This window comes from Sedimentisphaera cyanobacteriorum (assembly GCF_001997385.1).
Lineage (GTDB): Bacteria > Planctomycetota > Phycisphaerae > Sedimentisphaerales > Sedimentisphaeraceae > Sedimentisphaera > Sedimentisphaera cyanobacteriorum.
Genome location: NZ_CP019633.1, coordinates 1,010,590 through 1,034,673 on the forward strand (window position 1 = coordinate 1,010,590; position 24,084 = coordinate 1,034,673).

10 protein-coding genes and 1 pseudogene are annotated in these 24,084 nt (G+C 46.6%); 4 read left to right on the forward strand and 7 right to left on the reverse strand.

The window, feature by feature from the left end; genetic code table 11:
• Positions 1-16: 16 nt before the first annotated feature.
• Both L21SP3_RS03890 and xylA read left to right on the forward strand, forming a co-directional pair.
• Positions 17-1,498, forward strand: coding sequence for a xylulokinase (locus L21SP3_RS03890; RefSeq protein ID WP_077539446.1), 1,482 nt, complete (start codon positions 17-19; stop codon positions 1,496-1,498).
• A 4-nt stretch (positions 1,499-1,502) separates the two neighbouring features.
• Positions 1,503-2,813, forward strand: a complete 1,311-nt coding sequence (gene xylA, locus L21SP3_RS03895) for a xylose isomerase (protein WP_077539447.1) — start codon at positions 1,503-1,505, stop codon at positions 2,811-2,813.
• 49 nt (positions 2,814-2,862) lie between these two features.
• Here xylA and L21SP3_RS03900 read toward each other — a convergent pair whose 3' ends face one another.
• The 5 genes and pseudogenes from L21SP3_RS03900 to araA all read right to left on the reverse strand — a co-directional run bounded on the left by L21SP3_RS03900 (position 2,863) and on the right by araA (position 16,424).
• The gene (locus L21SP3_RS03900; protein ID WP_227806803.1) at positions 2,863-4,206 is read right to left on the reverse strand and encodes an IS5 family transposase; all 1,344 of its coding nucleotides are present in this window, start codon (positions 4,204-4,206) and stop codon (positions 2,863-2,865) included.
• Positions 4,207-4,832: 626 nt separating this feature from the next.
• On the reverse strand, positions 4,833-9,812 hold the full coding sequence (locus L21SP3_RS03905; protein ID WP_123785127.1) for a rhamnogalacturonan lyase family protein: 4,980 nt from the start codon (positions 9,810-9,812) through the stop codon (positions 4,833-4,835).
• Between the two features lie 95 nt (positions 9,813-9,907).
• A complete protein-coding gene (locus tag L21SP3_RS12280) occupies positions 9,908-12,784 on the reverse strand; it encodes a rhamnogalacturonan lyase family protein (protein WP_161488086.1) in 2,877 nt (958 codons plus the stop codon).
• Positions 12,785-13,470: 686 nt separating this feature from the next.
• A pseudogene (locus L21SP3_RS03915) lies at positions 13,471-14,874 on the reverse strand (sodium:solute symporter); the annotation flags it as partial.
• Between the two features lie 56 nt (positions 14,875-14,930).
• Positions 14,931-16,424, reverse strand: coding sequence for an L-arabinose isomerase (gene araA / locus L21SP3_RS03920; RefSeq protein ID WP_077539450.1), 1,494 nt, complete (start codon positions 16,422-16,424; stop codon positions 14,931-14,933).
• Positions 16,425-16,631: 207 nt separating this feature from the next.
• Between araA and L21SP3_RS03925 the strand changes: the two genes are divergently transcribed.
• Positions 16,632-17,774 carry a XylR family transcriptional regulator gene (locus tag L21SP3_RS03925; RefSeq protein WP_077539451.1) on the forward strand — a complete coding sequence of 381 codons (1,143 nt, stop codon included), beginning with the start codon at positions 16,632-16,634 and terminating at the stop codon, positions 17,772-17,774.
• A gap of 10 nt (positions 17,775-17,784) precedes the next feature.
• Here the strand turns inward: L21SP3_RS03925 and L21SP3_RS03930 are convergent, their stop codons facing one another.
• Positions 17,785-19,662 (reverse strand): family 43 glycosylhydrolase, encoded by a 1,878-nt coding sequence (locus L21SP3_RS03930; RefSeq protein WP_161488087.1) that lies wholly within the window; start codon positions 19,660-19,662, stop codon positions 17,785-17,787.
• 231 nt (positions 19,663-19,893) lie between these two features.
• Entirely contained in the window at positions 19,894-21,261 is a 1,368-nt protein-coding gene (locus L21SP3_RS03935) for a transposase (protein WP_077538585.1), read from the reverse strand.
• 350 nt (positions 21,262-21,611) lie between these two features.
• Here L21SP3_RS03935 and L21SP3_RS03940 point away from each other — a divergent pair, with 350 nt between their 5' ends.
• Positions 21,612-23,969 (forward strand): glycoside hydrolase family 95 protein, encoded by a 2,358-nt coding sequence (locus L21SP3_RS03940; RefSeq protein ID WP_077539453.1) that lies wholly within the window; start codon positions 21,612-21,614, stop codon positions 23,967-23,969.
• Positions 23,970-24,084 lie beyond the last annotated feature (115 nt).

Genomic DNA, 24,084 nt, shown 5'->3' on the forward strand with positions numbered 1-24,084 from the left:
TACTTAGGAGCCTTAAATGTATCTTTTGGGTTATGACTGTGGCACTTCATTAATAAAAGCCACTCTCCTTGATGCTGAATCGGGAATTCAGGCAGCCTCGGCAACAGCTCCGGCTGTCGAAATGCAGATTCGTTCTCTCAAACCCGGCTGGGCTGAGCAGTCGCCGGAGATGTGGTGGGATAATTTAAAGAATGCTACTGCCGAATTGCTTTCTAACTCGCAGATCGACCCCTCGCAAATTAAGGCAATCGGAATTACATATCAGATGCACGGGCTTGTGGCAGTTGATAAACAGCTTGTCCCGCTTCGAGATTCAATCATCTGGTGCGACAGCAGGTCAGTGGATATCGGAAATCGAGCGTTTGAAGGAATTGGCCAAAAAAGATGTCTGCAAAACCTGCTGAATTCGCCGGGCAATTTCACTGCATCAAAATTGAAGTGGGTGAAGGATAACGAACCTGAGATTTACAGCAGAATATACAAGGCTATGCTTCCGGGCGACTATATTGCTATGAAATTGACAGGCGAGGCTTATACAACCGAATCGGGTTTGTCTGAGATGATCCTTTGGGATTTCCAAAAGGACAGGGCTGCCCAATCTGTACTTGATTATTACGGCATTGACAAAGAATTGCTGCCTGAGGCATTGCCTACCTTTTCAATGCAGGGAAAGCTCTCTGGAAGTGCAGCCGCGGAGCTTGGCCTGGCAGCCGGAACTAAAGTGTGTTACAGAGCAGGCGACCAGCCCAACAATGCGTTTTCGCTCAATGTTCTCAGACCCGGCGAGATAGCCGCCACTGCAGGCACCTCAGGTGTTGTTTACGGCGTCTCAGATACACCTGCCTATGATAGGCAGTCCCGAGTAAACAGCTTTGTTCATGTAAACCATCAGCATAGCAGGCCGAGATATGGTGTTTTGCTTTGCATAAACGGAGCGGGAATTTTGAACAGCTGGGTGAAAAACAATATAGCCTCAGGAATAGATTATGCGCAAATAGACAAATACGCTTCGGAAATACCTGCCGGCAGCGAAGGGCTTTCGATAATACCCTTCGGAAACGGGGCTGAGCGTATTCTCGGCAACAGCTGGCCAGACGGGGCGATCAGAGGGATTAATTTCCACGTTCACAGCCAGTCGCATATTTTCAGAGCCGCACAGGAAGGGATCGCTTTCGCTATGAATTACGGCCTTTCAATAATGAAGAATATGAATCTTAAGCCTCAGACGATCAAGGCAGGAAACGCTAATATGTTTCGCAGCCCTGTTTTCTGCGAGGCTTTCTCCAACGTTACGGGTGTAACGTTGGAATTGTACAATACCGATGGTTCACAGGGCGCAGCGCGGGCTGCCGGCATTGGGCTTGGCATATATAAAAATTTTGAGGAAGCGTTTCAAGGTTTGGAATGCACAAAAAGAATCGAGCCAGACCAGAAACTTAAACAAACTTACAGTGAAGCATACGAAAAATGGATAGAAATTTTAAACAAAGAGGAGTAGAAAAATGAACCAGTATTTTCCGGAAATAAAAAAGATTACGTATCAGGGGCCGGATTCGAAAGATCCGCTCTCATTCAAGCACTATAATCCTGATGAAATTGTGCTCGGAAAGAAAATGGCAGACCATCTTCGTTTTGCTGTCTGCTATTGGCATACCTTTAAAGGGCTGGGTGATGATCCGTTTGGCGGCCCAACTATGATCCGAAATTACAACCAATCCAACGAACCGATGCAGTGTGCCAGAGATACAATGCACGCCGCTTTTGAGTTTTTCACTAAGCTGGGTGTGAATTTCTGGTGTTTTCACGACAGGGACATCGCTCCCGAGGCAGATAATCTTGCTGAAACAAACGAGAGACTTGATGAGATGACCAGCTTAGCTAAAAAGCTTCAAAATGAAACTGGGCTAAGTCTGCTTTGGGGTACCACCAACGCCTTCAGCCACAGAAGATTTCTTGCCGGAGCATCAACAAACCCATCGCCTGATGTGTTTGCCTATGCAGCCAGTCAGGTGAAAAAGGCAATGGAAATTACGCATGAACTCGGCGGCCAAGGCTATGTGTTCTGGGGCGGGAGAGAGGGCTACGACACCCTGCTCAACACCGATATGAAACGTGAGCTCGACCATATGGGTATGTTTATGAATATGGCAGTTGACCATAAGAAGAAGATTGGCTTTGAAGGCGATCTTTTCATTGAGCCCAAGCCCAAAGAGCCAACAAAGCATCAGTACGATTTCGATGCCGGCAGCTGTATGGCATTTCTCCAGAAGTATAACCTTACAGATGACTTCAAACTGAATATTGAGGCAAATCATGCCACTCTGGCCGCACATACTTTTCAGCACGAACTTGAGTATGCAGCTGGAAACGGTATGCTGGGCTCTGTTGATGCCAACCGCGGCGATATGCTGCTTGGTTGGGATACCGATCAGTTCCCCACAAACCTCTACGACAGCGCACTTGCAATGTACACAATCCTCAGGGCAGGCGGGTTTAGCTCAGGCGGATTAAATTTTGATGCTAAGCTGCGTAGGCAGTCTATTGATCCGGTCGATCTTTTCTACGCCCATATTGCAGCTATGGACTGCTTTGCAAGAGGGCTCAAGATTGCTGAGAGAATGATCAGCGATGGAACATTTGAAGATAATCTCAAGAAACGCTACGCAGGCTGGGATACAGGTTTAGGAGCTAAGATTGAGGCAGGCAAAGCGGATTTTCAAAAGCTCGAGCAATATACAATAGAAAACGGCGAACCAGAGCTGCAAAGCGGCAGACAGGAAATGCTTGAAAACATCCTCAACGGATACATCTAATAAGTCGTTCCTGAAAAATCAATGATTTTGGGGAAACTAAAAAAATATATCAGGCTAATCGAGTCTTTAATTTGCTTTTCATTGCCAAATTTCTGTAAAATTCAATAATTTTAAGCATAAAAATATAGGCAAAAGTAAACTTCTTTAGAAGTTTACGCATATTGTACCCAAAAGCGCTGCCGAGGGCGTTCATTTTGTCCCCTTCTACACCTTTCAAGAAGTTTCTTCCCAACCTGTTGTCTTCTTTGAGGTGGCCTATCGTTGGTTCTATGCTCGATCTTCTCTTAATCCACCTCTTGATACTTCGTTTCTTTTTTCGCCAGCCCTTTTCTACAATTTCAACATTTCCAATATCTTCGCAGCCATGTTTCTTGTATCCTCCATCAACATAAACATCTCCAAGCTTTTCTCTCCCGATTAAATTCATTGTCTGCTTCAGATTAGCCCGAAGAGTATGGCCATCATAAGGGTTTCCTTCAAAGCCCAACGCTCCTACGATAAAATTATTCTTGGCAGTAGTTACAATTCCAACCTTATTTCCAAACTCATATTTCTTGTGGCTTTTGCCTTTCCCAATGCAGCAGACGTGAGGTTCGTGAATACTGTAGAGCTTATTTTTGCTTTTCTTTGTCTGGGCTAAAAGCTTCTTAGCGGCTTGAAGCAATGTATCAAAAATTATTCTTAACTGCTCATTGCCTGCTATATTCCGCTCGACCTCTTTCGTAATTCGCCGCAGGTAGTTCCTTAATTTCTTCACTTCTTTTTTAGCTCTTTTGAACTGTTTTGCACGTCGATACCTGCCCTGCATTACATACGCCCTTTTTCCAACCCTTTCGTAGCTTTGGCGAAGTTGGAGTTTTGAGGCTTTTGCAAGATCTACAAGCTTAATGCGCAGTTTGTGGCAGAGTTTTGCGTCGGTCGGATAAGTGATGTTCTTCTGCTGAACGGTTGTATCTGCAACGAGCTTGTTGAAATCGTTCTTTTTGATAACCTTAAGCTTCAAGCCGGCTTTGATAGTTTCTTCGAGCAGCTCTTCAAGACCATCAGATTTTACCTTATTACGCCACTTAGTCATACTGGTTGGATCAATAGGAGGCTCGTACTGGAAGTATCTTTCGCCGCAGAAATACTGCCAGTAAGGATTCTCAACCCAGCCGGCAACGATTGCTTCATCGCTGAGATTGAAAGTGTACTTGAGATACTGAAGGCCGACCATCAGGCGAATCGGCTTGGCCGGCCTGCCTGAATCAGGACTGTATAAACTGCCAAACTTCTCTTCAAAGCGAGACCAGTTGACAACCTCTGAGAGTTGGACTAAAGAGTGATCAGGATTTACAAGAGGTTTTAATGGCTGCTGAAAGAGTAAGCCTGCTTTATTGTTTTTTGCCTTCATTATTTTGTCCCAATATTGCAATGTTTTGATAGATGTAAGATAAACACTTGCAATATTATACCATATCTCGAAAGCTTTTCAATCATATAAACCATTATCAGGAAAGAATTTAAGGAAAATTTTAAACTTTTTCAGGGGCGACTAATAAACCACTGCTTTGTTTTAAAAGAAGAAAACTCGGCGGGACTGGCGGGCTGATAATAATCAGTTAATTATTGAAGACGCCGGTCCTAAAGCCGTTATGAAGAATATGTTCGGGCTTCTTGATTATATTAAGCCTCTTGGCAATTTTGTGAGTGCTATTGAAGCGGCAGTAAATTCCTGCACCACTTAAGCAAGTATGCACAGTGAGCAAACTGCGGAAAAGATATCTTTATGTCTCGGCGCCTCACGCTTCAGCACTGCACAAATAGAGTGTCTCGGGATAAGGCCGCACGAATTTGCAATTAGCCCTCACGGCTCGGGGAAACAGGAATGAAGTGGAGTACACACCTACTTACCAACGGGAATTTCTGTTGGAGCCACTTGAACAGGGAACCTATGCGAAGATACGGCAGAACTATTGAGAAAGTGCCGAAAAGAAAGAGCCCTTTTACCTCTCTTCTTTTATTTTCGGAAAAATTACGTTATTCAGCTGTTATTTCAGAATAGGGATTACTGCTTTTCAGCCACTGCGAACAAAATGAACGCAAATTCTGGAGTGAATAATCCCACTCTGAAATAAAGAGGGCGTAGTCCTCAATATCAACGAAGCAGTCCTGATTAAGATCTGAATCGTGATATCCCCAAGCCCCGCACTGATAATGCAAAAACTCTGATGGCTTAAGGGCCTTGCTGGAGAATTTTATATCATCTATAAACCCGCTTACATGGTCAACTTGGGAGCCATCGAACCAGCCCCGGCCTACTGTCCAATTGTGCCCTGCTGCTGAGAGGGAATTGTCGCTGCCGGGATTTAAAGATAAAGTGCCTGCAAGCTGTGAGCCGTTTCCGTCGAGCTTATCTGCATAAAGCTTCAGGGTGCTGCCGTCTGAAACGGCTGCAATGCAGTACCATTTTCCTGCCTGAGCAGCAAAATCAGAATCCAACACATAGCGATGCCCGCCGGCGGTATCGAAGTTCACACGGAATTTGTTGTCGATGCCGTTTTTCTGTAGATAAAAATCAGACTCAGCCTCTCCATGGGATGAGCCGTCTTTGCCTATAAAGGTCTGCCAGCCGCTGATACTGTCAAGCTTCACAGCGCACTCAACAGTCCACTGCTCAGGAGCCCAGTTGTTTATGCCTGCATTATTCGTGTAGGCGTCCTGACCGCCATTCAACCTGCAGCTGAGACCGAGCCCGCTGGGAGTCTGGCCTGTCTGTGAGAATGATGGGCCGTAAGTATCGTCCCAAGCATACAGTTCATAGCCGTTACCAGACAAATCGGCCGCGCAGGGCTGTCCGGTTTGGCCGGTATTATTCATTGCAGCTCCGGGAGTACCTCCATCGAAATTCCAATGCGCTGCAACATAAGTATCCAGCTCTACATCAGTTCTTACTGTTGCAAAATCTTTAGCTCCAGCTGAGTCTTCTACTGAAAAAATAAAATAATTCATTCCGGCATTTGAACTTTCAGGACTGCCGGAAGCCTGGCCTTGAGAGTTAATGCTGAGCCATTGAGGGCCTGAAATCTTATGGAAAATCAGATTATCGCCGCTGTCGTTTTGCGAGACATAAGCTGAAAGGTCAAAAGAAAAATTCTCATCAACAAAACAGCTTCCCATATCAATTTCCTTAAGATTGAATTGAGGAGGGCTGTTGCTCATAAGTTTTTCAATTTCCACTGCTGAAAAAGCGGCATCTGAAATTATCACATCATCAAGGATGCCGGAAAAGAGAGGGTCTGCTGAGAAATTGCTCTTTCCGAGATAATTTTTCGAAGCAGAGATGTCCGAGGGATTCAATGTTATACTCTCACTGGCCTCAAGGCTGCCGTTGATGTAAAGCCTGCCGGTATCGTCATCCAATACAACTGCAACATGCGTCCACTCATTTACAGGAAAAGCTCCTGATTCGAGTCTCTTTTCGCCGTTATATCCAGACTGGGTAATCGAGAAGCGCATCTGACTGCTGTAGGTAGAAGGTGTTATAAACATATAATTATCTGTATTATTGCCGAAATCAAAAATCCTCTGCCACTTCTCACCTCCGTCCCAGTAAACCCATGCGGCAAAAGTGAAATCATCACTGCCGGCTATATTCTCCGGAAGAACGAGGTAATCATCTTTGCCGTCTAAAGCGAGGCAGTCTGCAAAACTTTCGGTTTCAAGGGCGGGCGCTCCGTAAACTAGCGGATTATTCCCTTCCCCGGAGCTGTCAAGAAAGCTGCCGCTGAAGTAATAGGCAGCTCGTGAAGGCTTCTGGAAATCAGGTGTCTGCTGCTGAAAGCCCACTTTCGATTTTCTGTTTTTGTAAACCTCGCCGGCAGGTGTGAGCGAGCCGTCATCCCTCTGAACCCTTCTCACATCTTCCACCCAATTGTATATGGCGTATCTCTCCACCCATGGAGTGTTCTCCATCATATCAATCATAGCAGATATCGCATCTGCCTGCTGCTGGTATGTGGGGTCTGGGCAGTCTGTCCAGTTTGCGCCGTTATTCCATTCAGTTACCCATATCGGTCGTCCTGTCTGGTCGTGAATATTCTTCATGTAGTTGTACATCTTCTCAGCAGCGCCCGCCGGGTCCTGCGGATTTCGACAGCGGTAGTAATGCACTGCCACAAAATCCACCCTGAGGTTTTCCGAGTCAGCCTGCTGCATAAAAGGCACAAGCCATGAATTCACTCCTCCATCTGTAACTGCAGGTGAACCAACTCGCAGACCGGTTGAGAGCAGATCAGGCCAAGACCATATCGCATCCCCCACTGCAATATCGCTCTGCGAAGAGCTGTCCGGTTCGTTATATCCGAGCAGATGCGAAGAGCCTCTGGATTGCCAGTCCTGCCCCAAGCCCGGCCACCAGCGGTTCTGCCGAATCGGTACATACTCCTTATCGAGCGTAGAAGTTTCGCTTATGTTCCAGTTGTAAGACCAACCAATATCCAAATTACTTCCAATTCCGCCTGCGATACCTTTTTTCGGCGTCCATCGCCATGGGAAGATTCGCGCAAAATTCACATTCCCGTCCAGCTCGGGCGGAAGAGAGCCTATAAGCAGATCGCAGTCTTGAGCAACGTAGTTTTTACTGAAGCCGCTGCCGTCTTCGTTCTGTGCTAATGTGACAGTGTAGCCTCTTTTGAGAATGAACGAACTTGCCTGAGACGAAAGCTGCCCCAGAGAGCCTGAATTATAATTAACGTATTGGGCAAGCTCAGCAGACCTGCCGAGAAAGTTCTCCTCTGCGAAAAGCTCCAAAGGCTTGAACCCCTGAGAATGGGGTATTATAACAGCCCCTGATTCATACTGAACCACCCGCACATTTTCATTCAATACAGCATCCTCACCTGAAACTTTTATCTGAGAGAGGTAAGCTGAATCCGAGGCCTGCGAAGGCTTGATCCCTTCAAGAAAAACAAACGCGTCCTCCGAATTCAGATTAATTTGGCAGTTTGAAAGCACAGACGAACCGCCTGTTAGATGGAGCTCTGAGAGGCAGGAGAGATTTACTGTTTCATCAGAAAGACTTGGAAAAGTGAGTATGTCGTTTTCAATAGTAATCTGATCGGCCTGAGAAGCTGCATCAACAATCTGGATATTCGGCTTTGGAGGGTCTGTCATACCTTCGCCGAGATAATAATCCAGCTGATGAGACTGCATATAACCCTTTACTGTCATACTGTTTCTGTACGCAGGATTGTGCGGGAGAGTGTATAGGCGTTTGTCTGTTTGGATATCTGTTGTAAAAATAACCAGCTCTGTGTAGTCTGGGTTTGTCATTATAGCCTCTTCACGCCAGTCGCCCCAAATATCACCATAAAACATTGGAGCTCCCCTGTAGCTGTGGGTTGCTCCGTGGTAATGCCAAGTAGTAACAATTCGAGACATCCAGCTGTTATTGCAGTCCCACTGTTCGATTTTGCCGTCATTGAAGTTCTCACTTAGAAGATCCCCATCCCACCAAAGCCTAAGGCATGGCCATGGCTGTTCTCCGGGAGATGTAATTTGCTGCCCGGTTGGCCCGTTCCAAACTCCGCTGAATGCCCACACCTCATAGCCCGGGCTGCGAGGGTCTATATCAGCCGCCTCCCCTCGGCCTACATCCCCCGGGGATTCGGAATGCTGCCATAAAATTTCTCCATTGCTCGGGTCGAAGTAGAAAAACTGCAGACCGCTTGGATTGTCCTGCTGGACGGCATACCCGTTTAATCCGCTGGATGTCGGATCAAATTTGCCAATGTGAAATCTGTCTCCATGCACTACGCCCGAATCATGGAGGTCGTATAAAAGTGTACCGTCGCTTTCCAGTCCAAAACCGAGATGGAAAAATTCATCCTCACCATCCTGATCTGCATCCACTATCCGAATATTATGGCTGTCAGGACATACCCCGCCATAACCTCCATCAGGGCCTCTGAGCCATTTCCATTTTTGTTCAAGATTTTCGCCATCGAAATCCCAAGCGCAAACCATCATATTAAATTCACCGTCTCCAATGCGGTTTTTCATTGATGCAATAAGGCTGGGATTTATCCCGTCCAAATAACCAACGCCAAAATGGGCAGGCATCGGGCCGTCTGAGATGTAATCTGTTGGAATCTGTATGCGTGCCTCTTCTGAGCCCGTTTCTCCGTCGAGTATTGAAATGAACTGAAGATTATCATTAGAGGCTGATAAAGTTTCACCGTCCCCGAAAGTTACCCCGTTCGCAGTGCGCAGAGCAACTTCAGATTTGCCGTCACTATCCAAATCATAAACCGTAACTCCGTCCCAATGGCCTACATCAACAGCTGAAGAGCCCGGTTCAATATTATAGGTGTTTGTGCTGTTTGACCCTAAATCTGCGCTCCAGAGCAGCGTTCCATCCTGCCTGTAAGCCTCAAGCTTCTGAGAGCGTCCTTCATTGTTGAGACGGTCAAGAACGAAATCGTATTCTCCGTCTCCATCGAGGTCTCCAACCCATACAAAGTGAATTTTGTCGGTATTACCGCTGCTGAGCGGTACTACTATGCAAGGCTCCTCAAGAGCGCCCGATTCAATAGTGAATGGCTTGCTCTTCTGCTTTTCCTGCCCGTTTATTACAGTCTTAACATAATAGCTGTTGTCTTTCTGGGCATCAGCATCTGTATCAGTATAGCAGGTTGCGCCGGTTAGGACGGAAGAATTCAGCTTAACTGCCTCGCTCCCGTCAGCCGAACGATAGATATTAAACCCGATATCGACAGGGTCAACACCCAAAAGGCGCCAGCTTATGAAAACACCGCCGCTTGTTCTTACTGCTGCTACTCCCCTGCCGAGATTCTCCATTTTGCGTTTTGGAGTAACAGAATGCTTTTCCGTGAAGCCAGATTTTTCTGTTTCCGCCTGAGCAATTCCTGCTGAACAGGCTGGCAGAAGGGGGATTCTGTGCATAACTGCCAGCGTAATCGCTGAAACGGCAAACAGCACAAAGAAAGCATACTTCACAAGTTTTACCTCCAATTATTTATCGCTAATAACATTGCCTTTACGATCTTTAAGGCTCACAATTATTAAACCATTCCGCAATGAAAACCTTTGTTTCAGCTGGATAGTCCATTTTCCGTTTCAAGCCATTTTTCAATTAGAACGTTTAAGTCTAAAAGGTTTACAGCGCCGTCTCCGCCTGCAGGGGCAATATCAGCTTGAGGCTCTGCAAGATGCTTCATCCACTCACTGGATAACACAGCATAGTCTTTCAGCTCTATTCTGCCGTCTGGAAGAATATCAGCAGGATTGAATCTTGGAGTTATCAGCGATATATCCGGCTGCTCGGGAGGAGTCATCCCCAACCCTATATAAAAGCTTGGATGCGGGGGCTGATTGTAGCCGACATTCTGCCAAGCAACAGCCAATCGGTACTGCGGATCGTGCATAAGTGTGTAAATACGATGAGTTGTCTTGTCTGTGGTAGTGAAGATCCTGAGCTTCTCGTTGTCGGAAGCACGATAAATCATTTCCTCCCGCCAGTCTCCGAGGATATCTGCTGTAAGGCAGGGATTTGCCTTGGTGTAGTTGTTGGAGTTTGTACTGTATGAATCAGGAATGCTGTAAATACTCATCAGCCTGTAAACGCTGTCAGCCTGACTGTCCCACTTATCCATAATCGGATTCATTCCCTGCCCGTCTGCTGCGTCGAGCATTTCGCGCTGCAGATCAGATGTCCACCATATTGCGAAATTCAAACTAGGCATAGAGCTGCTCATTTGAGACCCGTCAACGTTGTAAGTACCGCCGGCAGCAAAAGACCAGAGCTGATAACCGATTTCCCGATTGTCTATATTGGCTGCAAGCGCCCTGCCTACATCGCCTGTATTGGGGTGTTCCCAGATAATCTCGCCCGTTTCAGCATCACGGTACGAAGCGCCTGAGGCGGATGTCTCATGGCACTGCCAAACTTCAAGCCCAGGGCGGTAAGGATCCATATCTGAAACATGCAGTGCGTCTCCATGGCCTAAGCCGGTGGAGTAAAGGCCGGTTCCGTCATCATCAATCGTGCAGGAACCGAAAATGATCTCATCTCTTTTATCGCTGTCAACATCTGCAATGCTGAGGGTGTGGCAGCCTTGGCCTGCATATGCGGAATTGCCCGGGTCGTCGCTATCGAAAATCCATCTCAAAGACAGCTCGCCTCCGCGCCAGTCCCAAGCAGCCAAAACGGTTTTCTCGTAATAGCCTCGAGTCATAATAACGCTTGGCCTCTCCCCGTCCAGATAAGCCACTCCCGCAAGGAAACGGTCAACACGGTTGCCGTAAGAATCCCCCCAGTCTGAAACATTGCCTCTTGCAGGTTCGAAAGCCTCAGAAGCAAGGGCTGCTCCCGTCTGCCCGTCGAATACCGTGAGATATTCCGGGCCGGTTAGAATCCTGCCGGCAGAATTGCGGTAGTCCGCTGACGGATCTCCGATAGTGTTTCCCTGCCCGTCTTCTGCGCCGTCTGATGTTCTGCAAACCATTTCTGAATAGCCGTCGCAGTCTAAGTCGTACACCATAAACTGGGTATAATGGGCTCCTGCACGAATATTTCTGCCCAGATCTACCCTCCACATAAAAGTTCCGTCCATTTCATAGGCATCGATATACACGTTTCCCGTATAGCCGCTGTGCGAGTTGTCTTTGGAGTTGGAAGGGTCCCATTTCAGAATGATTTCATATTCCCCGTCTCCATCAAGGTCGCCAACGCTTGCATCATTCGGGCTGTAGGTATAATCCACGCCATCAGGAGTTGTCCCGCCTGAGGGTCTCTGAAGAGGTACGTCTTTGTAAAAATCATTCCATACCGATACAGGGCTGGACTTCTGCTGCTCTTCTCCATCAATCACCGCTGCGATTCTGTATGTACTGCTTTGAGTGCCCGAGGAATCGACAAAGTTCGTTGAATTTGAAATGGGGGATGAATTTATTTTCTGCCCGTCGCGGTAAACGTTGTATTCAACGCTTTGAGGCTCTGTACCGAGCATTCTCCAGCCAACGTAAACCCCGCTGCTGCCTATATCCACCGCCACTGTTCCGCGGTCGATTTTTTCCATTTTTCGTTTCACAAGGTGAGGCACGGCAAAGGCAGATTCACTGTTTTCAGAGTGGTTTCCTGCGTTGTCGGCTGCGGAAACAACATAATAATAAACTGTCCCGTTTTCTGCTGTATTGTCAATATAACTGGTTGCAGAGACATCCTCAGCGATTGTGCTGTATGCCCCTTCGGCAGACAAGGCTCTTTTCACGTTGTAGCCGGCTATATCAGATTCGGGATTATCATCCCAAACTAGCGAGACCCCATTGTCAATACCGCTTGCAGAGAGCCCTTCTGGAGCTGAGGGCGGATAATTGCGGATGCTTTGATCAGGGCCATAGCCGGACGGAGAATAAGAAGAACTGCTGGTAATCACAATCTTATCAACACGGAATCCATCCTCCCTCATCCACACATTGACCGTATGAACCCCTGGAGAACCTACTTCGATTGAAGCATCATTGCCGTCCATTGTGGATTTAGACCAGTTCCAGCTTTCAAAATTCGAGCTTCTTGCTCTGTCTGCGGAGGCAAGCTCTTGGCCATCGAGGCCGATATGGAATGAATCGCTGTAGCCATCCAGAGGCAGACACCTGAACCATACGTAATGAGTCCCCGTTTTTACAAAATATACTTCAAATTCCATACTGGGGCTTTGCTCTGCATAACCGGTATTGAAAACTTCCCCCTCATCCGGCTGAGCCTGCATTGCTGCATTACTGCTGCACTCAGATGAATTTATTTCATTCCAGCTGCGGCCGCTTTTGGCGGTTCTTGCATCGCAGTTTTCTGCTTCAAAAGACACAATACCATCTGAGCCGACATCTTGAACGAATTCACCCAAGCCATAAGCGCATAGAGAAACAATAATTGAAATTGTAAGAGCTGTTTTAGTAATCTTAAAAACCATATTTCTCCCTTTGAACCCTCAAATCCAGATTAAACTATAATCAGCTTATTTTCAAAATTTCAGACCTCCTGTTTTAGGAGGCCTGAAACTGATTTGATTGGAATCTCTCAACCGCCAATCATTATGAGGTTGTTAATAAACATTTGCATTTTGCATTGTTCTTCTGATTACCAGAAGTATGCGTAGAATGCAATAACTATACCCAGAATTATTGCAGAATGGATAATGTCCCATTTGTTCCAGCTTCTTCTGGTTTCTTCGCGTTCTTCTTTCGTAGCGGAGAAATAGGTGTAATGCTGCTGCTGGGGAGTTGGGGCGGCAGTCATAAGGCTCACTACCACTGTAATCGCAATGCAGAGCAGGAAAAGAATAATGCAGAAATGCAGCCAGTTGATAGCTGCTATTCTGTACAGCAGACCATGCTGCTGAACAAACAGCTGGCTTACTGCCGTTTCGGTTTTCGCCAGAAGCTCAGAGGCCTGAGTTCCGTCGCCTCCTGCTTTGAGGGCTTCCATTGCCTTCTGAACCTGCATCTGCGCCTCAGCGCCGGCATTGGGCAGATGTTCTGCAATGCCCTGCTTAAGGCTTTCGAGCTTGGCCATCATATCGATGTGGCTGTCTGCGGCTATAGAAAGCACTCTCTCCTTGAGCTTTGCTGCCTGAATAACTACGCCGTTCTTGGCTCCATACATCACATTTAGAACCAGACGGAACATTCCTAACGCAAAGCCTATTGTCAGCCCCCAGTACCCGCCGGCAGGTGTGGTTCTCTTCCAGAATACACCCATAATAAATACCGAAGCAATTGCCGGCGCAAGAAGCCCCTGCACAGCCTGAAGGTATTCGTAGAGCACATTGCTGAAAACCTTCATCACGGGTATCCATAAGATGCCGAGAAGAACAATCGCACCAGTTGCTATTCTCCCGACAATCACAAGATGTTTCTCACTTGCATCAGGTTTTAGCTTTGTATAGAAATCTCCGACAAACAAAGCCGCTGAAGAATTGAACAGTGAAGCAAGAGAGCTCATAAGGGCGGCCAAAAGCCCGCAAACTACTACTCCCCTGAATCCAATCGGGAGGATATGGGAAACGAGAGTTGCAAAAGCGGCATCAGAGCTTTCAACATCCATCTTGCCCTGTTTGAAGAGAGTAAAAGCAATCATCCCCGGTATAAGGAAGATGAATACAGGCAGAAGCTTTAGGTATCCAGCGAGGATCGCTCCTCTTCTCGCCTGCGTCTGATTCTTTCCGGAAAGCACCCTCTGGACTACGTACTGGTCGGTACACCAGTACCAGAAACCGATAATCATAGACCCGAATATAACGCCTGTCCAAGGGAATTCAGGGTCGTCGTGCGAGCGGATAAGATGTATGTTGTCTCCGCAGGCTTCTACAACATTGCCCCAGCCCCCTGCGGCATTCAGGCCTAACACCAGCAATGCAACAGAGCCAATCAGCAAAACCGGAGTTTGGAGAACGGATGTGTACATAATCGCCTTCATTCCGCCGAGGATAGTGTATATACCGGTTATAACCACAAGGCCAATCGCACTTACCCAGAAGAAATCAACTGTTCGTCCCATAATCTCGATGGAGTCTATTCCGAAAACCGTTCCAAAAACTACGCCGCCGGAATAAACCGTAACAGCAACCTTAGTTAGTATGTAGCTGACAAGCGAAATCATAGAAAGAACAGTTCTTGTTCTTGAGGAAAAGCGGTGTTCGAGAAATTCGGGCATGGTAAAAATTTTGATGCGGTCGTAGAAAGGCACAAACACCCATCCAAGCACGAGAATCATCCACGCATGCATTTCCCAGTGCGCCATCGCCATACCGCTTACAAATCCTGCACCAGCCAGACCTACAAGGTGTTCCGAACCGATATTTGAAGAGAAAATGGAAGAACCGATTTCAAGCCATTTGGCCTTTCGGCCGGCGAGGAAGTAATCCTGGGATGTTTCCTCTCTCTGCCTCAACACCCAAATTATGATACCCACCATAGCAGCAAAGAAAACAACTAATATGGAAGTATCAAGGGCATGCCACCCTCCAGTAATTGCCAACGGAAGAAAAGACAAATCAATCATAATTAAATACCTCTATTTTTTCTCAAAAACGCTATTAACTGTTCACGCCGCAAAACTCAAGACAGCGATTTATGAAGCATATAGTAAATTTCATTGGTACGCAAATCATTTTTGAAGCTGCTTATAGTTGTATCTTTGTCTATATGCAGATACTCAATTCCGGCCATTTCCGCAAAATCTTCCATATGCTCGGAATTGAGAGCCATACTGAAACCGGTATGATGAGCGCCTCCCCCGTGTATCCATGCTTCTGCTGCTGTGGCGAGATCGGGCTCGGGCTGCCAAAGCACCCTTGCAACAGGCAGATTGGGCAGGTCAGCATCCGGTGAAACCACCCTGCACGGATTGATGAGCATCCTGAAACGATTGCCCATATCCATCACTGATGCGTTAATACCGTTTCCGTTAGGCACATTGAACACCAGCCGAGGCGGGTCTGCCTTTCCGCCAATGCCCAGATGGTGCACCTCAAGGGCAGGCTTGTTTTCGGCAAGCGAAGAGCATACCTCAAGCATATGCGCCCCGAGAACCTTCATATTACCCGGCTCAAGGTGGTATGTGTAGTCTTCCATAAAAGACGTTCCCCCGTCCATACCCTCAGACATAACCTTCATAGCACGAACAATCGCAGCTGTTTTCCAGTCGCCTTCAGCACCGAAACCATAGCCGTCTTCCATGAGCCTTTGAACCGCCAAGCCCGGGAGCTGCTCCAAACCGTGGAGGTCTTCAAAGGTTGTTGTGAAGGCTTTGAAACCGCCCTTTTCGAGAAAACTTCGCATTCCTGCCTCTATTTTTGCAGATTCGCGAACTCGAGGCAGATGAGAATCATCAAAATCAAGCGTGTACGAAGATTTGTAGCTGTCCATCACGGCCTGAACTTCTGAATCCGGCGTGTTTTGGATTATATCTACAAGGTCTCCAACTCCGTAGCCGTTCACCGAAAAACCAAACTGCTTTTCAGCTTCTACTTTATCACCTTCAGTTACAGCAACATTTCGCATATTATCGCCGAATCTGGCAACATTCAGGTTCTGCCATTCATTCCAGCCTGCGGCAGCCCTTATCCAAATTCCGAGCTTCTCGATCACCTTCTTATCCTGCCAGTGGCCAACGATTACTTTGCGCTGCTTTCTCATCCTGCTGCATATAAAGCCGAATTCTCGTCCGCCGTGTGCGGATTGATTCAGATTCATAAAATCCATATCAATCTTTTCCCAAGGGATATCCCTGTTGCACTGGGTGTGGAGGTGAGCAAAAGGCTTGTTCAAAATACTGAGCCCCTTAATCCACATCTTCGCAGGGCTGAATGTATGCATCCACATAACAAGACCTATGCATTCAGGAGAGTTGTTCGCATCTGCTGCAAGCTTAGCAATCTCTTCTGAGGTGGTTAGGACAGGCTTGAAAACAACTTTGCAGGGAAGGCCGGCCGAATTGAGCCCTTCGCATATAGCTTGAGAGTCTGAATTTACCTGATCAAGCGCCTCTCTGCCGTACAAATGCTGGCTGCCGGTAACAAACCATACTTCATAATTTCCTAATACATTCATGTCAGTTTCCTTTTAAAATCTTTTATTTTTTCTATCTTTTCTGCAATAATAAACAAAAATCTGGACAGATGTAGAGCGGGATTTCAGAAAATATTAAAAATTCTGTAAGCCTGCTGAAAAACTGCCTTTATAAAAAATATCAGAAAAACCATTCTCTTTAAGGCCATTTTGCGTTATAATATAACCATTATGCGTTAGAGGTTATTTATGAAGAAGATACTTATAGTCGTCGATACGTCTAGAGCTACAGGAAGAAAATTTCTTTCGGGAGTGGAGAAATATCTCTCAACACTTACAGACTGGGAGGTTTTTGTTCAGCCTCCGGATTATCTGAAGGAATCGGCCTCGGATTATGATTTTGATTTTAAGTACCTAAAGCCCGACGGCCTGCTTATTCGAGATGCGTTCAAAATTCCTGAACTGTTAGAGACTGATACAACAAAAGTGGTCAGCGATACGCTTCACGAACTGATACCCGGAACCTCCACAATAATGACCAATTCCCAAAATATCGGGCAAATGGCAGCCGATTACTTCACAGGCCTTGGGTTCTACAACTTTGCCTACTGCGGTTTCAGTGAATTTGAGTGGTCTCAGAAGCGTCTTCAGGCATTTAAGAAGGCATTAGAGGATACCGAGGTAAATTCTTTTTACAACTACCTCAGCGATTCACCGGAAAATAACGTCCATCAGTCAGAAAGACTCAATATAGCCGAATGGCTGAAGAAGCTTCCGCGGCCGATATGTATTTTCGCCTGCAACGACGACCGTGCGGTTTCAGTACTTGAGGCCTGCAAGATAGCAGAGATAAACGTGCCTGAGGAAATCGCTGTGCTGGGAGTTGATAACGACGAGCTGATATGCAATCTTTCATCCCCTCCTCTTTCAAGCATAGAGCTGGATTTTGAGACAGCAGGTTATGCAGCTGCCCAGCATCTTAACAACCTTATTGAAAAAACAGGGGATTATAAAATCATTAAGGTTTCTCCTTTAGATATCATCGAAAGACGCTCCACAGATATCCTCGCAATAGATGATGAGGAGGTGGTTTCGGCGATTGTTTTTATAAGGAAAAATTTCGACAAGCCGATTCAGACCATTGATGTAGTAGAGGCAACGTGCCTTTCAAAGCGGGATCTTGAGAAAAGGTTCAAAGCTACATTGAAAAGGACAATAAAAAGCGAGATAGAAAGGCTGAGAATAAATCTTATTAAAAACAAACTGCTTAACAGCTCCAAATCAATACATCAGATAGCTCTTGAGCTGAAGTTTACCGATCCTGAGCATTTCTCAAGATACTTCAGAAACGCTACAGGCGAAAGCCCAAAGCAGTTCAGGATGGAGAAATGACAGCATAATCTTAAGAATCATAAGGATTGCTGCTCTCAAGCCACTGAGCCAAAAAAGACTCAAGCTGCTGTAAAGAGCCTGCCCAGCTCGTGGTGAAAAAAGGGAAATCCTTGATATCAACAAAGCAGTCTTGATTAAAATCGTATTCCAGATATCCCCAAGCCCCGCACTGATAATGGAGAAACTCAGAGGGCTTCAAAGCAATGTTGGAAAACTTCACATCATCAATAAACCCGCTAACGTGGTCAACCATTGCCCCGTTAAACCAGCCGCGTCCGATTGTCCAGTTGAAGCCGCCTGATGCAAGAGCGTTGTTGTTGGATGAGTTCAAATCCAAAGCCCCTACAACTTCAGAGCCCTGCCCGTCGAGCTTGTCGGCATAAATCTTCAATTCGCTGCCGTTTGATACAGCAGCAAGATAGTACCACTTTCCGGACTGAGCGGAGATGCTGGAATCTAAAATATAGCGCTGCCCGCCAACAGTATCAAAATTAATGCGTAATTTGTCATTTATCCCATTTTTCTGAAGATAAAAATCCGCCTCGGCCTCGCCCTGTGATGATCCGTCTCGGCCGAGAAATGTCTGCCAGCCGTTTAGATTATCAAGCTTAACCGCGAGCTCTACTGTCCAAATCTCCGGAGACCAGTTGTTAAGCGAGGAGTCTTTGGTATAAGCATCCTGCCCGCCGTTTAGCCGGCAGCTCAGCCCAAGACCGCTGGGCGTCTGTCCCTCCTGAGAGAATGAAGGGCCGTAGGTATCGTCCCATGCGTAAAGAAAAAAATCATTGCCGGAAATATCTGCGGATGCAGGCTGAGCGGTTTGGCCTGTATTGTTCATCGCAGCACCGGGTTGTCCGTCGTCAAAATCCCAATGTGCAGCAGTATCGCCTTCCGGCGGGTCTTCCGGCTCGGTAAGAGAATCTCCCATCACCGGCCAGCCTTGATCGCTGAAGTGCAGATAATTTATTCTGAGGGTTGGTGTGCCCTCGTTGAGGGCATCATAAGCGTGATAGGTGAAGTAGTTTTCGCCTTCAGCAGCGGTAATATCGGCGTGTCCGGGGCCGATCCATCTGCCGGAATCACCGACAAACAGCGTTCCGCCTGCAGCGTAAAGCAGGCTGTCGCCGTTTTTATCGAGATAAGGACCTTCAATGGAGTCAGACCGCCCAACAACGATCTTGTAAGTACTGTCCACACCTCGGCAGCATAGCCCCCAATTCACGAAAAGGTAGTAATAGCCGTTTCGATAGGTGATGTATGGGGCCTCAATGGCTGATGAACTGCTTCTTCGGGCGATATGGTGTATCTGAGCAGGAGTTTGAGCGGGCTTGAGGGTGGAGCTGTTCAGTCTTGTAAGCATTATTCCTTCCCAGAATGAGCCGAAAGTGAGCCACATATCACCGTTTTCGTCTTTTACAAACGTTCCGTCGATAGCATTGTATGCTGGAGGGCTTGAAGGAGGAGATTCCAGAATTTCACCTTCATCCACCCAAGCATAATTAGGGTCTGTTGGGTTGAGCGTTGTATTCGAGGCCAAACCCAGTACTGATGTTTGCGAACCAAAGGTGGAGGCCGAATAGCAAATGTAGTATTTGCCGTTGTGATAGGTAATATCGGGAGCCCAGAAGCCCGATACGCCCTCTACCTTCTCTTCCACCCAGTCCGGAATATCTGAGAAGACCCTGCCAATATAATTCCATTGCTTCAAATCGCTTGAACGTCTTATTCCTATCCCCGAGCCGGTGGTAAAGACATAATACGAGCCATCTGAATATATCATTGAAGGATCGTGAACGTGTTTCATTCCCTGAGCTACATCTTCCTCGAGGGCAGAAGCTAATCCAGAGAATACAAGAAGCATCAAAATTACAGGAACGCAGCGCCCCATAAAACCACCTCTTAATCTATATTCTTTTCTAACCATAAATAAAAACCGCCATAGAAGAGCCTGTTGCACAATGATTTTCGAATCCAACCATTGGATTCGACGGCTGTCTGGGGCAGACGGCTCAATTCTCTGTTTCCCAAACACCTTTTCTTAGCTTTTTATATGGTATCGTGTTTTCGCCAAAAAAACAAGCAAAATTACACGTCAAAACGAATAAAAACAGCCTTTTTATCAATTCCAGCAGGCCTTTTTGCTTCGCCACAACTTCAAAAGGTTGTGCGTAGCGCAAATCAGCGACCACTCACCGCGGCAAGCCTCAATGCCTCGTTGCATAAATCGATCAAAACCGCGAACATCTTTAATCTGCCCAAACACTGGTTCGACTGTCTGACCTCGAATCTTATATAATTCTCGCCCTCGTTCGGTCAGCAGTTTACGTTCCATCAATTCTGTCGGCGACAAGCCGTCCGGTATCGGTTCTTCCGGCGGCGGTTGCTCGGCCATTGCCTTTCGCTGCTTATAATCTTTCTGTGTCGCCACCAGCAACTCAATGTCACCAGCAGGCTCCTTTGTAAAATTATCTTCACTGCAATAGCCAGCATCTGCCAAAGCCACACCCATTTCCTCTTCGATTTCAACGGCCTGTCGATTTTCTTCGGCCTGCTCAAGCATCGGATGTAATTGCTGTTTATCATTTTCCTCTTGGGTCACATCCTCAGCAACGATAATCTGTTGCTCTGTTGTCACCGCCTGAGCATTAAGACCCTGAACGAAACCTTTTCGAGTTTTCATGATTCTGCTGTCGGGGTCGGTAACATTGGCTTTGGCATCTTTGTTTCCAGCTTCTTCGGCAGGTTTGGGCTTACGACCACGAGGCTTTTTGCCGGTATTTTCTTCTTTGGATTTCCGCTCATCTATCTTGTCCTGCTGTTGTTTTTCGGCTTCTGCTTTTTCCTGCTCTAAACGCTCTTTACAGGCCTTTAGACGGTTTATTCGGCTATTGCGGTCCCGCATATCTTCGGGCAGTTCATCGCCTCGCTTATCAGCGCCATAAGCTTTGTCTTCCTCGGCGTCTTTAGCGTCCGCCTCGGATAGCATCTTATCGATTTCCTGCTCCAGGTGCTTTAGTGTTCGATTGGCTGATAACGAAGCATTGGCTTTGATCTTTGTCCCATCCAATGAAACATTGCCGAGTTTAACAATGTCTGCTTCAACACAAAGCCTGAGGATTTCCAGAAACAACTTCTTTAAATGCGACTGGTTATCCTTGCGAAATCGGCTGATCGTACTGTGGTCGGGATATTGATTGGCAGTAACAACTTTATAGGCTACATCCGTCTGGCAGTGCTTTTCTATCTTTCTGCTGGAACGCTCGCCGCTACAGTAGGAATATATCAGCAGAGCAACCATCATCGAAGGATGAAAAGCTGAATTGCCGACTCCATCAGTACGGTATTTTTTGTAAAACTGCGATAGGTCGATTTGTTCAACCGCATCAAGAACAAACCACGCCAGATGATCTTCCGGCAGCCAATCCGTCAATGAGGGAGGCAGAAGATACGCCTGATTTCGGTCGCAAGGCAGGAAATTGTAAGCCATTTCGTAATCCTTTACATGTTTAGCAATCCTTTTGGCCTATTATAACCGAAAAGCTGGATTTATTCACTTGTAAAAGAGCAATCACTGACAATTATTTATGCAACAGGCTCAGAATTTAAATACTTTGAAAGCAAAAATCAATTCAAAATTTTAAGAACAAAAGGTAGTGTAAAATATTTTCTGTAAATTCTATCTCCAGCGACCTCCAGCGACTAAAAGATCGAAAGGATATCTGAAATAAGCTCAATCTATGATTATAGAAAGATTTTACACTATCAATTGTTCTTGAAACAGTTAAAATTTTATTGTGTTTTCTCATCATAATTTAAGCAGCATTAACGGGGGCAGAAATGAAACTGCAAAAAAGTACTCATTTGAGCTTTGTATTTATTTTGAATTTACTTTTAACACTCTCGGTGTTAGCTGCCGGCAGCTCTTGCTGCCTGTGGTATGATGAGCCCGCAGAGCAATGGACAGAGGCGCTTGCTGTGGGCAGCGGAAGACTGGGGGCTATGGTTTTCGGCGGAATAGGCCAAGAGCGTATCCAGCTCAATGAGGATACTGTTTGGGCGGGGCCGCCTGTCCCAGAGACAAACGAAAAGCTATATCCAGCTTTCAAAAAGGCTCGCAGACTGCTTTTCGATGGGAAATACGAACAAGCAGAGAGCGCTGTGCAGGCCGCCCTGCCTGAGAGGATCGTCCCGCGTTCTTATCAAACGCTTGGAGATTTGATCATTGATTTCGATATCCAGGGCGACGCGAAAGATTACAAACGCAGCCTTGACCTTGAGAATGCGGTATGCAAAACCGAGTTTACCGCAGCTGGCAGCAAAATAACCCGCGAGGTGTTTGCGAGCCGCCCGGGGAATGTGACAGCTGTTAAAATCTCTTCAAGCAAACCTGAATCGCTCAGCTTCTCGGCAAGGCTATCAAGGCCTGCAGACTTTCAGACAAAATCAATCGGACAAGATATGCTTTCAATGACCGGGCAGGCCAGCCATAACGGCAAGCAGAAAGGCGTAAAATACTGCTGCCTGCTGAAAGCTTCCACACCCAAGGGAAAGATTGACTCGCAAGGAAACGAACTCACTGTCAGAAATGCAGGGACAGCTGTTATCCTAATAACAGCAAAAACTGATTACAATATGGATGATCCGTACCAGCCTTTAAACGCAGACCTTGAGAAGGAATGCAGACAGATTTTGGAAAAGGCCTCAAGCAGCAGTTATGAAAAGCTCAAAAGAGAGCACATTAAAGACTACAAAGAGCTTTATGAGAGAATGAACCTAAAACTTCCCGAGGGGGAAGTCTGCGGGGAACCATCGGATCAAAGGCTTGAAGCCGTCGCAAATGGGGCATTTGACCCATCCTTTACTTCGCTGTACTTTAACTTCGGCAGATACCTTCTGATAAGCTCCTCAAGGCCCGGGACAATGCCAGCAAATCTGCAGGGAATCTGGAATCACCATATCGCAGCGCCATGGAACAGCGATTATCACGTGAATATAAATATGCAGATGAATTACTGGCCTGCGGAGGTTTGCAATCTTTCCGAATGTCATCAGCCGTTCTTCGACTTTATAGAACGCGTTTACATCAAAGGCCGCAAAACCGCACAGAAGGCCTACGGCGCAAGGGGCACAGTGATACATCATACCACAGACCCTTGGCTTTTTACAGCACCGTTCGGAAAGACGAGATGCGGGTACTGGCCTTTCGGCGCGGCATGGTGCAGCTCTCATTTTATGGAGCATTACCGCTACACTCAGGATTTGGATTTCCTTCGGGACAGGGCTTATCCGGCTTTGAAAGCAAATTCACTCTTCCTGCTGGACTATCTCGCTGAAGACCCCGAAACAGACCTTCTAACTGCCGGGCCTGCAGGGTCTCCGGAGAATTCCTTCAAAACCAAAGACGGGAAAGAAGGCTTCCTCGATATGGGTGCTTCTATGTCTCAGCAGATTACGTGGGATGTTTTCACAAATACAATCGAAGCTGCTGAAGTGCTCGGTATAGACAATGATTTTATCAGGAACATAAAAGAAGCAAAGCAAAGGCTTGCCCTGCCCAAAATAGGCGAAGACGGAAGACTTATGGAATGGTCTGAGGATTTCGAAGAACCCTCTCCCGGGCACAGGCATATCTCCCATGCCTACGGTCTGCATCCGGGCAGGCAGTACAACTTTGCAAACAGCCCAGCCCAGACCAAAGCAGTAAAGAAAAGCGTTGAATACAGGCTTTCCCACGGAGGCGGACATACCGGCTGGTCGAGGGCTTGGATAATCAATATCTGGGCGAGACTAAAGCAGAGCGAAAAGGCTCATTCAAACTTGATTTCGCTTTACAGAAAATCTACCCATCCGAATCTTTTCGATAATCATCCCCCTTTTCAGATAGACGGGAATTTCGGGGCGGCTGCGGGAGTTGCCGAGATGCTAATGCAGAGCCATACAGGTGTTATTGAGCTTCTTCCCGCATTGCCCAAGGCATGGAGCGATGGAGAAATAAATGGGCTCAAAGCCAGAGGCGGATATGAGATTAGTATCAAGTGGAAAAATGCCGTGCTTACCGAAGTAGCTGTGATTTCCAGCCGCAAAGACGATTTAGCACTGCGATATAAGGACAAAAATACTGAAATCCCTGCAAGAAAGGGAATAAAATACAAATTTAACAAAAACCTCGAAATCATCTCAAAACAAGGCATATAAGCGGAAAACAGCTTTCTTCAGCAATTTTGACAAGCTCGAATTGAAAGGGAGAGGTTGAAATCGAAGAAGAATTATGTATAAATCTAAGTCTTACTTAATTTTTCTGTGATTAGCT